Source organism: Actinophytocola xinjiangensis (genome assembly GCF_001921215.1).
Classification (GTDB): Bacteria; Actinomycetota; Actinomycetes; order Mycobacteriales; family Pseudonocardiaceae; genus Actinophytocola; species Actinophytocola xinjiangensis.
The window spans coordinates 87,250-101,331 of the sequence record NZ_MSIF01000015.1; the positions used below are offsets into that span (position 1 = coordinate 87,250).

The following is a 14,082-nucleotide window of genomic DNA, read 5'->3' on the forward strand; positions in this document are numbered from 1 at the left end:
TCTCCGGCAGTGCGGAAATCCTGGAGATGGTCGTCAGCACCTACCAGGAACGGTCCGCACGGATCCGAGCGCTGGTAGCTGAGATGGAGTCGAGCTGGCAGGGGAACGCCGCCGACGCCGCGTCAACTGGAGCGGGACCACTGGCGGTCGAGCACGACCTGTCGAGTACGGCGCTGACGACGGCACAGCTCCTGACCGAACGGCAGGCTGGGTCGTTCAGCGAGGCAAGGACGCGAGTGGCTCCGCCGCCGCCGGAGCCTGAGTTGGCCAATCCGGTGGTGACGTTCATCAACGTCGGCGCCGTGGCCGAGTACGAACGGCAGATCGACGACCGTAATGCGGTGGCTCAGAACAATGTTGACGTGATGAACGGGTACTCGGGGGCATCCCAGTACAACACCGTGAATCTGCCGACCAGCTTCGGGCAGTTGTCCGACGACAACGTGGAGATCGGCGTTGACGACGGGCAGCGTCCGACCGGGTCCGCCGAGGGCGCGTTCGACACTGCCTACCCGTCGGATTCCGATTCAGGTGACCGGGCCGATCGGGTGACCGCTCGGGGTTCCGGGGCTGGCGGTGGGAATGCGGAGCCGGCGGCGAGTACGTCGCCGGAGGCGTTCGTGCCGGGGGTTCCGGTGGAGGGTGGGCCGCCGGGGCGGGGGCCGGTGGTGCCTGCCGGCGGGCCGGTGGCGGGCAACGACGTGGTCGGGCCTCCGCTGCGGAGTGGGCCTGATGGCGGGTTCGGACCGCGCGGTGGTCTGCCAGGCGCACGGACACCCGGCGGTGTGCCGGGTCCACGCGGCGGCTGGTCCGGCAATGGGTCCGGCGGTGGGACCGGGTCCGGCCCGCGAGGTGGCGGGGGACCCGGCGCTGGTGCGCCGAGAGGTGGCGTGGGTCTCGGTGGACCCGGCGCCAGGTTCGGGACGGACACGGCTGGGCCGGCCGCGCGAGCGGGGTCCACGCCCGGTGCGGTCGGTGGGCGTGGCGGCGCCGGCGCGGCGGGGATGCCGTTGGGCGCGGGCCGGGGGCAGGGCGACGAGGACGAGGAGCACCAGCGGCCGGAGTGGCTGCGGGGCGGTGACCCGGACGAGTTGTTCGGCACCGATGTCGTCACGGCGCCGCAGACCATTGGTGAGGACTGACGTGGTGTTGTCCACGCCGGTCACGGTGCCGGTGGCGTTGCTCGCGTGGGTGGTGGCCGACGCGAACCTCGGTGAGTTGCACAAGACGGTGGCGCCCGCGGCGCGGTGGCTGCCCCCCGACGGCCACGACGACCAGCGCCGGCGCGGGCGGGAACTGCTCACCGAGCTCGGCTGGTGTGACCGGCACGGGCGGCTCGACCGGGAGGTCGCCGGGTCGCTGGCCGTGTTGTGTCGGCCGGAGGTCGAGTACTACGGGTGGATCGCGCACGGTGGGCGGACCGTCGGTGTGGTGGCCGCGCGGACCGGCAAGGAGGCGGTGCTGGCCGTCGAGCAGGGTGACGGGGTGGTTCGGCTCAGTTCGGTCGGGTCGGGGCGGCTTGCCGAGCGGCTCGTGGCGCAGGCGCCGGACATACCGGCCGGCCGGGGCCGCTCGTTCACCGTGTCGGCGGCGGAGGTTCGGGCGACCCGGCGCGACGGCCGGCAGCGCACCGCCTCCGGTGTCGGGCTGCGGCCGGCCGGTCCGGACGTTCGGGACGCGAAGCGGCTGGCCACGCTCCCCAGCACCGGCCACGGCGAACTGACCGTCGCGAAGCGGGACGGGGCAGGACGCCGGCGCGCGCCCCGGCCGCTGCGCTACACCGACACCACCGAGGGTCGTTTCTCCCTGACCCAGCTCGACGACGACCAGGTCCGGGTGGCGCCCGCCGCCCGCGACGACCTCGTCCACCAGCTGGTCCGGATGGACCAGGCCCTTCCCTAGCCGATGACCAGCGGGACGCCCCCGGACCTACCGACCGTCCCAAGTGGACAGGTAGACCTCGGCCAGCCAGGTGTCGGCGGCCGTGTGGTCCGGTTCCGGGGGCAGGTCGCTGGTGGTCAGCAGCGCCTCCAGTTCGGCCTCCAGGTCCGCCGCGGCCGCCAGGGCCTCCTCCTTCGAGTGCTCGCCGCGGCGTAACTCCCGCAGCCAGGTGCGCCACCCGTCGGGCATCGGCAGGGTGACCCGGCCGGTGGACAGCAGTTCCACGCCCTGCACCCCCAGCCGCACCATGTGGTACGCGAACTTGGTGTCGAAGCCGAACAGCTCGACGAGCTCGGGGCGGTTGGTGTGCTTGCGCCCGCGCAGACCCAGCAGCTGGTCCCGCTGGGAACGCAGGTAGCCGATGAACCGGCTCCCTGCCCGGCGGGACAGCACCAGCTCGGGGTGCGCCCGCAGGTACCGGCCGTGCTCGTTGGCCGACACCACCTCGGGCTCGGGGACGAACAGCGGCAGCAGAACCGTCGGATTCCCTTGCAGGGCAAGGCGCATCCACTTGCGCAGGGAGTACACGATCAGGTCCAGGTCGCCCGGGCCGGAGCGGTGACCGAACGGCTGGGTGCGGTACTCGTACTGCTCGAAACGCGCCAGGCCAACGACGTAGCGCGCTGGCTCGACGCACACGCCCATCTCGTCGCGGTCGTCCTGGTTGTCGATCGAGACGCCGTGGACACCGGAACCGACCTGGGTACGCAGGATCGTGAACCGGCGCGCCACCTCCGCCTTCTCCTGGCTGCTGTGCTGGTAGTCCACAGCGGGAAAGATCCAGGAAAAGTCCTGTCGCGGCAAGCGAATTCCTCAGCCGTTCTCCAGCGCGTTCATCGCGCGGATCAGGCCGTCGACGATGTCCCGCACGGCCACCAGCAGCGAGATCGCCGCACCGATCACAGTGGACAGTTTGCTCATGATCTGGGCGACCTTCGCCACCACGCGCGCGATCGTCGACGTCGCCTGGGCGACGACCAGCGGGGTCGCGGTGCCCAGCGACGCCGCGATCTCGATGGCCCAGCTGACCAGCGACCCGGCGATGGCCGAGAGGATGTCCCGCACGGCCGTGCGCACGCCGTTGACGACCTCGGCCATGCCGAGGGTGAGGGTCGCGATGCCGTGCGCCGCCCCCGCGACCCCGCCGCAGATCCCGGCCAGCTCGGCGCCCCGGTTGCGGTAGGCCTCGGCGGACTCACCGGTCCAGCCGCCGGTTCCGGCGGTGACCGAGTCCCGGTACTCGTCGCTGACCTTCAGCATCTCCTGCTCGATGTTGGTCCACGACTGCGCGTAGGACTTCACCATGTCCGGGTTGCCCGACAGGGCGTGCAGCGCGGCCCGCGCCGGCTCGATGTGCTCGAGCATCCAGGAGAACAGCTGACCGGCGACGTAGGCGATCGGGTCGAGCGCGGCCGCGGCGATGTCCAGGCCGGCGGCGACGATGCCCGACAGCGCGATCTTCCAGTCGCCCTTGTCGATGCCCTCGGCGATCGCCCAGCCCGCCTCGAACGCGGTGATGCCGGCCATGAAACCGGGGCCGTTCTCGCTGGGGGCGCCCATGTTCTCGAACGGGTTCGCGTCCTGCAGGTAGTTGTTGCGCAGGTCGGTGCCGTCCTCGACGAGCGGGTTGTCGGTGGTGGCGTCCACGCCCATCAGTTACCTCCGGCGACGTCGGGGATGGACGCGGCGGCGTCCTCCAGGCTTTCCAGCAGGTCCTCCATGACCTCGACGAGGCGGCGCTCGCACTCGTCGTAGTCGGTGGCGGTGTCGTTGAGCTTGGCGGCGAACGAGTGCAGCTTGGCGGCGGCGGTCGCGATGCTCTCGGTCCCCTTGGCCTGGGGTTCGACGAGCATCTGGGCGAAGGGCTGGCAGGCCAGGCCGTACGCGTCGTCCAATGTGGTCAGATGGGCGCCGGCGTCGGCGGCGACGTCCACCCGGCCGCCGAACTCCTCGACGGTGCCGGCGTGTGCGCGGACCTCGTCGGTGTCGACGGTGAAGAAGCCGTCAGGCATCGGGGTTTCCTCTCCTCGTCAGTCGTCGTCCACGTCGTCGCCGATCCGGCGTTCCTCGTAGTCGTCCGGTTCCCCTCGGTCGGGAAAACGTTGCGTGTACTGGTCGACGATCACCGCGCCGGCCTCGTCGTCGCCGACGGTCTCCTCGGTGAGCTGCTCGACCTGGGCGCGCAGGCCGGCCTGGGCACGGTGCAGACAGGACATCAGCTCGGCGGACAGTTGTCCGGGCTCGACTCCGGCGCTGCGTTCGGTGAGCGTCAGCTCGGTCGGCGACCCGTTCCCGTCCACGGTGACCCGCACCGCGCCGTCGCTGGAGGTCTCGGTGATCCGCAGGGCGTTCATCCGCTGGTGCAGGTCGGTGAAGCGTTGCGCCCGCTGTTCCAGTCCAGCGGCCCACTGCTCCAGGTCACGTGCGGTCCGGCCCGGGTCCATACCGGCCATGTCACTCCCCTCTCGATGTCGGTGACGACAGCCGTTCCTAACAGATCCTCACCGTGTCTGTCCGGCGAACGCGCATCGACGGGCGATGAGTTCGGTGAGCAGCGCCGCGTCGTCGGTGGGGATGAGGAACTCACCGGAGCGGGTCGCCAGCTCGACGGCCGGGCCGGCGGTGGCGAGCAGCCTGGTTCCGTCCGAAAGGGACAGCCAGGGCAGCATGGCCGGCAGGACCACCGGCCGGACGCCGAGGATCTCGCCCAGCGGCACGGCGATCTCGGTCGGGTTGCCGCGCGAGTACGCGGCGTGCCGGCGGGCGTGCGCGACGAGGTGGGTGAGTCCGAGGGTGACGCCGGTGGTGATCGTGTCGGCGCGTTCGATCGCCGTGCGCACCCCGAACCGCAGGGTGAGCGGGGTCGCGCCGAGGTCCGGGGTGAGCGGGCTCATCAGGGCCTTGAGCGCACCTCTGGCCAGCGGGATCGACGCGATCAGGCCGATCCAGGCGATCAGGAACAGCGGCAGCGCCGGGCCGGCGGCGGTCGCGGCGGCGACTCCGTAGGCGGGGATGGCGCCGAGCAGGAGTTGGCCGGCGGCGGTGAGGAACGCGGTGTGCGGCCAGCGCGGCGGTGGCGGGTTGGCGGCTTGGCAGGCGAGGAAGGGCACGAGGGCGCCGATCACCGGCAGTACCTGCCACCAGGCGAAGTCGTCGAGGGCCGCGAGTGCGACCATGCCGGCGCAGGCGAGCACGACGGCGCCGGGCAGCCAGGTGAACGCCCAGGCCAGACGGGCTCTGGCCGCGACCATCCTGGCCGCGACCGCCGGCGGTACGCGCGTTGGGTCCACGATCACCGCAGCCTAGGGGGTTCGTGCCGGGAGGGCGGTCGCCCACCCGGCACGAGCCGGTTCATCCGCAGTGCTGGAACGGGCTGGTGTAGGTGTTGGTGCCGATCTTGCCGCCCCACTTGACGCAGGTCGAGGGGGCCGATTTGCGGACCGGTCCGGCGTAGTAGGAGAACGAGCCGGAGTCGGTGGTCCTGGCCGAGCCCTGGGGTTCGAGGAAGGCCGACATGGACGTGCCCTTGCCCAGGTTGGTGGACTTGAGGGTGACCACGCAGTTCATGCCGCCGGACTTGTAGAGCAGGTAGACGCGGCCGGCGGAGCCCAGCGCGTGCGAGTTGATCACCGAGTAGCCGGCGCCGCAGACCTCGGTGGGGGTGTAGGGGTTGCCCCCGCCGCCGCAGTTCTGGCTGGTGTAGCTGCGGCTGCCCCAGTACAGGATCTGCGCCCCGTTGAACCTGATCTTGACGGCGGAGCCGCCGGAGCGCTGTTCGTAGTGCAGGTGCGCGCCGGTGGAGCCGCCGGTGTTGCCGACGTCGCCGATCCGCTGGCCCCGGCTCACGGCCTGGCCGACACTGACCCGCTGGACCGACAGGTGGGCGTAACGGCTGGTCCAGCCGCTGCCGTGGTTGATCTCGATCCACCGGCCGTAGCTGGTGTTGCCCTCGTTGGCGACCCGGGACACGGTGCCGGCGGCCGAGGCGACGACCGGGTCACCGGCGTCGTTGGTGCGGTTGAAGTCGACCGCGTTGGCCGGACTGTGGTTGGTCCTGGTCTGCCCCTGCCACGCCTGCCCGCAGGGGAAGGGCATCTGGAACGCCGGCGCGGCACTGGCCTGCGGGGTGCCGACCACGTTGACGACCGTGGTGGCGACGAGTGCCGCGCCCGCTAATGCTGCCAACCATCGTGAACGTTTCACTTTCCCTCCAAGTGTCACACCAACATGGTGTGACCATACGAACACATGGAGCCGCCGACGTATAGAGGTTTCGGGAAGGTTCTTCAACGAGTTATCCGGCAACCAACTGAATTGGTCTAGACCTTGACCGAGTGGTCTAGGCCAATTACCGTCGGAAACGTCTTCCTCGTCCCCTGTCTACGCGAGGAGTTGAGTCATGTCCGGATCAAGACCGACGCGGATGTTCACCCTGGTAGCCACGCTCGCCGTGGCGATGAGCACGCTCAGCGCCACCACCGCCTGGGCCGCCGCGGACCTCACCGCCACCTACTCCGCCACCGACCAGGGTTCCTGGACCCAGGGCAAATACGTCGTCGCCAACGGCGGGTCCACCGCCTCGGACAACTGGCGTATCGAGTTCGACCTCCCGGCCGGCACCACCATCGGCAGCGTCACCTACGGCGTGAAGACCGTCACCGGCAACCACGTCACGATCGACGCCGAGTACTACAACAAGGCCGTGCGCCCCGGCGGCACCACCGAGCCCTACAGCCCGTGGTTCCCACTGTTCGGCACCGGCCAGCCGACCAACTGCCGGATCAACGGCGACAAGTGCGACGGCTCGCCCGACCAGGCGCCCGGCGCCCCGACCGGCCTGCGCGCCACCGGCGCCACCACCAGGACCGTGTCACTGGCCTGGACCGCCGGCACCGCCGGCGACTTCCCGGTCACCGAGTACCTCGTCGAGGGCGGCGGCACCGCCACGGTCACCGGCACCACCGCCATCGTCAGCGGCCTGGCGCCCAACACCGACCACACGTTCACCGTGCGGGCCCGTGACGGCCGGGGCAACACCTCCCCCGCCAGCGCCCCGGTCACCGCGCGGACCAGGAACCCCGCCGACGACACCACCGCGCCGACCGTCCCGGCGAACCTGCGGGTCAGCGCCGTCGCGTCGACCAGCGTGACGCTGGCCTGGAACGCGGCCACCGACGCCAACGGCATCGCCGGCTACGAGGTGTACACCGGCGGCACGCTCGCGACGTTCGCCACCGGCACCACGGCCACCGTCGGCGGCCTCTCACCGTCCACTCCGTACACGTTCACGGTGAAGGCGCGCGACACCTACGACAACGTGTCGGGCGCGTCGAACACCGCGACGGCCACCACCGACGACGTCGTCGGCAGCGGGAAGTACGCCAGGGTCGGGTACTTCGTGCAGTGGGGCATCTACGGCCGGCAGTACTTCGTGCGCAACCTGGACACCTCCGGCGCGGCGGCCAAGCTCACCCACATCAACTACGCCTTCGGCAACATCGACCCGGTCAACCTGACGTGTCTCAACGGCGTCACCCGGGGCACCAGCCAGAACCCGCAGGACCCCGACCAGGGCACCGGCGCCGGCGACGCGGACGCCGACTACGGGCGACCGATGTCGGCGGCGCAGTCGGTCGACGGTGTCGGCGACACCGGCTGGGAACCGTTGCGCGGCAACTTCAACCAGCTCAAGAAACTCAAGGCCAAGCACCCGCACCTGAAGGTCCTGATGTCACTGGGCGGATGGACGTACTCGAAGTTCTTCTCCGACGTAGCGGCGACCGACGCGTCCCGCCGCAAGTTCGTCCAGTCCTGTGTGGACATGTACATCAGGGGGAACCTGCCGGCCTACAACGGCGCCGGCGGGGCGGGCGTCGCGGCCGGGATCTTCGACGGCATCGACCTCGACTGGGAGTGGCCGGGCGCCGAAGGGCACCCGGGCAACCACGTCAGCCCGGCGGACAAACGGAACAACACGTTGCTGTTCGCCGAGTTCCGCCGTCAGCTCGACGCGCTGGGCGCCGAGACCGGCAAACGGTACCTGCTGACCGCGTTCACCCCCGCCGACCCGGCCAAGATCGCCGCCGGCTGGGAGATCTCGGGCGCCGACCACGTGTTCAGGTACATGGACTTCGCCAACGTGCAGGGCTACGACTACCACGGCGCCGGCAGCGACAACTCGTGGGAACCGAACCGCACCGGCCACCAGGCGAACTGGTACGACGACACCGACGACCCGTACAGCTTCCAGTTCAGTTCGGCGTCGGCGCTGAAGGTGTACACCGACGCCGGGGTCAACCCGCGCAAGCTGACCATCGGCCTGCCCTTCTACGGCCGGGGTTGGCAGACCGTCACCGACGGCGGCCGCAACGGCGAGTGGCAGGCGGCCGGCGGCGCGGCCCCCGGCCAGTTCCAGGAGGAGGCCGGCACCCGCGGCTACAACAACCTGCTGGCCGCGTTCCCGACGATGACCGTGCACCACGACGAACAGGCGCTGGCCACCTACGGCTACACCGGCCCCAACGGCCAGTGGTGGACCTTCGACGACCCGTGGTCCATCGGCCGCAAGATGGCGCTGGTCAAACAACAGAACCTGCTCGGCACCATGATCTGGGAAATGTCCGGCGACAACGGAACCCTGATGACCGCCGTCGACGGCGGCCTGCGCTAGCTCTGTCCCGGGGGCTGGGATGGCGGCCGTCGTGGTTGAGCCGGCGGCCGCCATCCCGTTCGATTATCGAACGCAACACTTCAGCAATCGGGCGTTTCTCTGCCATCATGCGCCCATGTGGACCCCGAACTACGGCGAGCCGTACCGACCCGTGCCCTACCGCCCGACCCGCCCACCGCAGGCCAGTGCCCTGGCCGCCGCCGCCGAGTTCCGCGACCAGATGCGCGCGCGCCGAACCGTCCGGATGTTCGCCCCCGACCCCGTGCCCGAACAGCTGGTCCTCGACGCCATCGCCACCGCCGCCACCGCCCCCAGCGGCGCCCACCAGCAGCCGTGGACCTTCGTCCTGGTCTCCGACCCCACTGTGCGCCACCAGATCCGCGAGGCCGCCGAGGAGGAGGAACAGCGCGCCTACGCCGGCCGCCTGGGCGAGGAATGGCTCGACGCCCTGCGCCCGCTGGGCACCGACGCCGTCAAACCCCACCTGACCGACGCCCCGTACCTGATCGTCGTCTTCCAACAGCGCTACCACCTGATGGCCGACGGCAGCACCCACAAGCACTACTACGTCGACGAGTCCGTGGGCATCGCCGTCGGGCTGCTGCTCGCCGCCCTCCAGGTCGCCGGCCTCGCCGCCCTGACCCACACCCCGTCCCCGATGCGTTTCCTCACCGAACTACTGGGACGCCCCCAGAACGAGAAGGCGTTCGCCGTCATCCCGGTCGGCTATCCCGCCCCGGACTGCGTCGTCCCCGACCTCGAACGCAAAACCCTCGACCAGGTCCTGGTCCGCATCTGAGCGCCTTCTTTCCTCAGGACGCGTTGTGGAGGCGGTGGCCGATTCGGGCGAGGGTGTCGCGGAGTTCGGCCGGTTCGACGTCGGTCAGGTCGGCGTCGAAGGTGATGAACAGGCCGGCGACGCCGGCCCAGGACCAGCTGCCGATGGTGAAGCGGCAGTGGTCGGCGTCGAGGGGTTCGACGACGGAGCCGCCGGGGGCCCAGCGGGCGACGACGTGGGCGGGCAGCGGGAGGGTGGCCGAGCCGACGCACTGCCACGGCGCGGTGGTGTCGCCCCGGTCGGGGTTGCGCACGACCAGCCGGGTGAGGTCGTCGTCGGTGAGGGGCGTGGGGTGGAAGGCGGGGCCGGTGGCGGTGCGGGGGTCGATGCGGTCGACGCGGTAGGTGTGCCAGGTGCGGTGGCGGTGGTCGCGGGCGATCAGGTACCAGCGGCCGGCCCACACGACCAGGTGGTGCGGTTCGACCTCGAGCGGCGGCGCGGGGTCGGCGTCGGTGGGGGTGAAGCGCAGGACGCGGCTGGTGCGGATCGCGGCGCCGACCGTGCGCAGGATGTCGACGTCGATCGGGGGTGCGGCGAACTCCCAGTAGTTCGGCAGGGTGGTGACCTCGAACGCGTCGGTCGCGGCGCGTAGTCGGGCGGGCAGGACCTGGCGCAGGGTCGTCAACGCACGGGTGACGGCGTCATCAATTCCGGTGACGGTCGCCGGTGCTGTCCGTAACGCCAACGCGATGGCGATGGCCTGGTCGTCGTCGAGGACCAGGGGTGGGAGTGTGCCGCCGGCGCCGAGGCGGTAGCCGCCGCCGGGGCCTTTGATGGCGTCGACCGGGTAGCCGAGTTCGCGCAGGGTGTCGACGTCGCGGCGCAGGGTCCTCGGGGAGACGGCCAGGCGCGCGGCGAGTTCGGCGCCCGGCCACTCGACGCGCGCCGCCAACAGGGACAGCAGGCGCAGGATCCGCGCGGACGTGTCGGCCACGCCGTCCACCCTCGCAGAAAAGGCGGACATTCGGTGACCGCTACCGATGTCACGGTGCGGTCCATGAGTTCCCCCACCGTCACCGGCCGGCGCGCGTCGCTCGCGCTGCTGGTCGTGCTGATCGCCTCGTTCATGGACCTGCTCGACGTGACGATCGTCGTGGTCGCCGCCCCGGACATCGCCCGTGACCTGCACGCCACCGACGCCCAACTGCAGTGGACGATCGCCGCGTACACGCTGGCCCTCGGGTCCGGCCTGATCACCGGCGGCCGCCTCGGCGACGACCACGGCCGGCGCCGGGTCTTCCTGTGGTCGCTGACGGTGTTCGCGCTCGCGTCGGCGGCGTGCGCGCTGGCGCCGACGGCCGGCACGCTGATCGCGGTGCGCGCCGTGCAGGGTCTGGCCGGCGGGTTCATGGTCCCGCAGGTGTTCGGGATCATCCGCTCGTCGTTCGCGGCGCCGGCCACGGCCTTCGGCGCGTTCGGCGCGGTGCAGGGCCTGGCGTCGGTCGCGGGTCCGCTGCTCGGCGGGGCGCTGGTCGAGGCGGACCTGTGGGGCCTGGGGTGGCGCACGATCTTCTGGATCAACCTGCCGATCGCCGCCCTCGCGCTGGTCCTGGGCGCGCGGGTGCTCCCGGAGTCGACCGCCGCGAGCCGCGCCCGCCTCGACGTCCCGGGCGCCGTGCTGTCCTGCGCCGGCGTCGTGCTCGTGCTGGCGCCGCTGGTGCAGGGCCACGACTGGGGGTGGCCGTGGTGGGGCTGGGCGGTGCTGGCGGTCGGTGTGCTGCTGCTCGCCGTGTTCCCGTCCTACGAGCGGGCGGTGACGCGCCGCGGCGGCCACCCGGTGCTGGAGCCGACGCTGCTGACGATCCGCCCGTTCACCGCGGGCCTGGCGGCGGCGCTGCTGTTCTTCGGCGGGCTGGCGTCGTTCTTCCTGGTGCTGTCGACGTATCTGCAGATCGGCACCGGCCGCACCGCGTGGGAAACGGGCCTGGTGATCCTGCCCTACGCCGTCGGCTCGATCATCACCTCCGGCGCCGGCGTCGCCCTGGCCCCGAAAGCCGGCCGGGCGTTGCTGGTCACCGGCTCCCTGACCCTCGCCGCCTCCCAGGCCCTGCTGTGGTGGCTGGTCAGCGACGGCACGACCCCCGGCTACTGGGCGCTGGCCACCGCCATGTTCGTCGGCGGCCTCGGCCTGGGCCTGACCGCCCCGGTCCTGGTCAACGTCGTCCTGGCCGCCGTCCCCGCCCAACACGCCGGCGCCGCCGGCGGCGTCCTGTCCACCGTCAACCAACTCGGCGGCGCTGTGGGCGTCGCCGTCCTCGGCACCGTCTACTTCACGACCAACGAGTTGGCCAAGGTCATGCCCTGGCAGGTCCTGGTGTACGTCCTGGCCGCCGCCGCGATGCTCGCCCTCCCCAGGACAGCGACTCCACAATAGACGCCGGTGCGGGCAGCCGGCGCCAAGAGCCGCAGGCACCTGACACATTCGCTCACCGCCAAGCGACACGGTGACCATGAGCGACCACGAGCCGGCCCACTACCAACCGTCACCGCAGGCAAGGCGGTGGCCGTGGATCGTCGCCGTAGTAGCTGCGGTGTTGGTCGGCGGACTTGTCGGATACGCCTCGGGGCTGAACGTGACCAAGCCCGACCTAGCCGCCCAGAAGCCCACGGCAACCGCATCGAGCCGCCAGGACCCGATACCAACTCCGGCGTCAACTCCGACCCCGACTTCGACGGCGGCGGCCGAGCCCGCATGGACCTGGCCGATTCCGGGCAGCGAACTCGCTGATCCGCTGGAGGCACGCCCACCGGGGACCAGACCCCCACCATTCCCGGATGCGGTGGAGGGCTATGACCTCAGCAGGGAGTGGCGTGAGACCGTGCGCGCGTTCAGCGGCACGGAGTGGGCAACCATCTACGAGTTCCCCTTGACGATGAACGGTTGCTCCCTTCAACGGTTCTACGTCCGCTGGCGGGCGGTGAACGAGCAGTCGACAGTGCAGACAACCTTCGTCAGCGTTGACGACATCGTTCTTGAGGGTCCTGTGGACGGAGCGGCAGGCTGGATGTCCGGCTACGGATGCGGGCAGCCAGCTTTCCGTATGAAGTCATCGACGGACGAGTCCACGCTGACTGACGTGGTTGTCGAAGTACAGCAGTGGAACGCCTCCGTATGACAGACGTCCCACACGGTCGTGGTCCTGCATGAGCCGCATACCGGATGCGGACGCTCAGGACAAGTGGCCGGCAGCCGGCGGTCCAGCTTCGGGGCCGGCCCCTGCGCCCAGTCACCACCACTTGCCTTTGGTCAACTCGTTGGTCACAACGTCGTTGACGCTTGTGAAGAGATCATGTTGTGCGCCGCGAAGGTCGACGGCGGAGAGGTCCGCGCCATCGAGGATGGCGCCGTCGAGGATCGCGCCGCGGAGGTCCGAGCCGCTGAGGTCCAGGCTACGGAGGTTCGTGCCGTAGAACTGCGCATCGCGGAAGTCTGCGTTATGTAGTTTCGTGCGGTCGAGGATCGCGCCACTGAGGTCCGCCGCGACGAGGTCCGCGAGGAGCAAGCTCGCGTCGCTGAGATTCGCGCGGTCGAGGATGGCGCGGTCGAAGTTCGATTGTCGGAGGAACGCGCCGACGAGGGTCACTCGTTCCAAATGCGCCTCACTGAGCGACGCTTCGACGAGGCTCGCGCCGTCGAAACTCGCCCCGGTGAGGTACGCAGTGCGAAGGTTCGCGCGGCTGAGGTTCGCGTCACTGAAGTTTGCTCCGAGGAGGTCCGCGTCGCTGAAGTTCGCTCCGGGGAGCTCAGCGTGACGGAGACAGGCATTGCGTAGATTCATGTCGTTCTGGTCATAGTTGGCGTTGCGGCGACCAAGAACGGTGAGCGCGGCTTGGATGTCGGCGCCGATGGTCGTCTGCTCGTTGCAGGTATTGTCTTTTGCTGCGGTGGTTGCGGGGGCGGGCCGGGGGGTTGTCGTGCGGATGAAGGCAGTGAGGACTTCGACGATGGTGGGGTGGTCGGGGGGTGAGTCGTGGGCGAGGCGTTCGAGGGCGTAGATGGCTCCGAGTCGAGCTTGGAGGTGGTCGGCGCCGGAGCGGTCGAGTTGATCGACCGCACGGGTAAGTCGCTCGGCAGCTTGAGCTAGGCGGTCAGTGGCCTGGCCTTGTTCGGCTACCGTGTTCTGGCGGCGGGTCGCGTCCAGTGATTGGCCGGTGTAGTACACGCCGGCGGCGGCGGCGAGCGCGGCGATCACGGATGCGATGGCGGTCCAGTTCCATGACCCGCTTGGCCGTCCCCTTCGTTTGCGATCGGTGGTGGGTCGGCGAAGACCTGCGGTCCGTGCGACGCGCGGTGTTCTCGCCGGCCGCAGGTGTTGTGGGTGGGGTTTGCGGGAGCTATCCATGGGCGTTCATGCTGCACGATCGATGCAGCAACGGAGGTGAAGAGATGAAACGTGTAACGGCCATGATCGACATGCGGGCGGTTTCAACCTAGTCGAGTCAGAGTTGAATGTGGAGGACCGGATGGTCAACGTGGGAAATGAATTTTGCGTTCTTGCCAACGCCAACTCCAAGGGCGTGCTGGCGATCATGCGCGAGCCGGTACACCGGCGCTCGGCTTGATCCGAGCAGGGCCATTCGAAGCCACCCTGGCAGCCCGGGCTCGCGTGTTCGTGAAGCCGGACGGGTCTGT

Annotated in this window: 14 protein-coding genes; 6 read left to right on the forward strand and 8 right to left on the reverse strand. The window is 70.2% G+C overall.

Going from position 1 to position 14,082, the window contains the following annotated elements:
• Window positions 1-890 precede the first annotated feature (890 nt).
• Window positions 891-1,142: a hypothetical protein gene (locus BLA60_RS44300; RefSeq protein ID WP_162293012.1), complete on the forward strand. Its 252-nt coding sequence runs from the start codon at window positions 891-893 to the stop codon at window positions 1,140-1,142.
• Window positions 1,132-1,902, forward strand: a complete 771-nt coding sequence (locus BLA60_RS26825; RefSeq protein ID WP_162293013.1) for an ESX secretion-associated protein EspG — start codon at window positions 1,132-1,134, stop codon at window positions 1,900-1,902. The genes BLA60_RS44300 and BLA60_RS26825 overlap by 11 nt, the downstream gene beginning before the upstream one ends.
• A gap of 27 nt (window positions 1,903-1,929) precedes the next feature.
• On the opposite strand, the gene BLA60_RS26830 is transcribed toward BLA60_RS26825, so the two are convergent.
• The 6 genes from BLA60_RS26830 to BLA60_RS26855 form a co-directional block, all read right to left on the reverse strand.
• Window positions 1,930-2,709, reverse strand: coding sequence for a DNA polymerase beta superfamily protein (locus tag BLA60_RS26830; RefSeq protein ID WP_075135778.1), 780 nt, complete (start codon window positions 2,707-2,709; stop codon window positions 1,930-1,932).
• A 45-nt stretch (window positions 2,710-2,754) separates the two neighbouring features.
• Window positions 2,755-3,594 (reverse strand): WXG100 family type VII secretion target, encoded by an 840-nt coding sequence (locus BLA60_RS26835; protein WP_075135779.1) that lies wholly within the window; start codon window positions 3,592-3,594, stop codon window positions 2,755-2,757.
• Complete coding sequence (locus BLA60_RS26840; protein ID WP_075135780.1) at window positions 3,594-3,953, reverse strand: type VII secretion target; 360 nt, start codon at window positions 3,951-3,953, stop codon at window positions 3,594-3,596. Before BLA60_RS26840 ends, BLA60_RS26835 begins: the two co-directional genes overlap by 1 nt.
• Before the next feature lie 18 nt (window positions 3,954-3,971).
• Window positions 3,972-4,394 carry a YbaB/EbfC family nucleoid-associated protein gene (locus BLA60_RS26845; protein WP_084735291.1) on the reverse strand — a complete coding sequence of 141 codons (423 nt, stop codon included), beginning with the start codon at window positions 4,392-4,394 and terminating at the stop codon, window positions 3,972-3,974.
• A gap of 48 nt (window positions 4,395-4,442) precedes the next feature.
• Window positions 4,443-5,231, reverse strand: a complete 789-nt coding sequence (locus tag BLA60_RS26850) for a hypothetical protein (protein ID WP_154814624.1) — start codon at window positions 5,229-5,231, stop codon at window positions 4,443-4,445.
• A gap of 61 nt (window positions 5,232-5,292) precedes the next feature.
• Window positions 5,293-6,144: a M23 family metallopeptidase gene (locus BLA60_RS26855; RefSeq protein WP_075135783.1), complete on the reverse strand. Its 852-nt coding sequence runs from the start codon at window positions 6,142-6,144 to the stop codon at window positions 5,293-5,295.
• 196 nt (window positions 6,145-6,340) lie between these two features.
• Between BLA60_RS26855 and BLA60_RS26860 the strand changes: the two genes are divergently transcribed.
• The gene (locus BLA60_RS26860; protein ID WP_075135784.1) at window positions 6,341-8,611 is read left to right on the forward strand and encodes a glycosyl hydrolase family 18 protein; all 2,271 of its coding nucleotides are present in this window, start codon (window positions 6,341-6,343) and stop codon (window positions 8,609-8,611) included.
• Between the two features lie 115 nt (window positions 8,612-8,726).
• Window positions 8,727-9,410, forward strand: a complete 684-nt coding sequence (locus BLA60_RS26865; RefSeq protein ID WP_075135785.1) for a nitroreductase family protein — start codon at window positions 8,727-8,729, stop codon at window positions 9,408-9,410.
• Window positions 9,411-9,423: 13 nt separating this feature from the next.
• Here BLA60_RS26865 and BLA60_RS26870 read toward each other — a convergent pair whose 3' ends face one another.
• A complete protein-coding gene (locus BLA60_RS26870; protein ID WP_075135884.1) occupies window positions 9,424-10,383 on the reverse strand; it encodes a helix-turn-helix transcriptional regulator in 960 nt (319 codons plus the stop codon).
• A 63-nt stretch (window positions 10,384-10,446) separates the two neighbouring features.
• Here BLA60_RS26870 and BLA60_RS26875 point away from each other — a divergent pair, with 63 nt between their 5' ends.
• Both BLA60_RS26875 and BLA60_RS43635 read left to right on the forward strand, forming a co-directional pair.
• Entirely contained in the window at window positions 10,447-11,823 is a 1,377-nt protein-coding gene (locus BLA60_RS26875; RefSeq protein ID WP_075135786.1) for an MFS transporter, read from the forward strand.
• 76 nt (window positions 11,824-11,899) lie between these two features.
• Window positions 11,900-12,565, forward strand: coding sequence for a hypothetical protein (locus tag BLA60_RS43635; protein ID WP_154814625.1), 666 nt, complete (start codon window positions 11,900-11,902; stop codon window positions 12,563-12,565).
• Window positions 12,566-12,676: 111 nt separating this feature from the next.
• Here BLA60_RS43635 and BLA60_RS26885 read toward each other — a convergent pair whose 3' ends face one another.
• Window positions 12,677-13,642, reverse strand: coding sequence for a pentapeptide repeat-containing protein (locus tag BLA60_RS26885; protein ID WP_075135788.1), 966 nt, complete (start codon window positions 13,640-13,642; stop codon window positions 12,677-12,679).
• Window positions 13,643-14,082: the final 440 nt, after the last annotated feature.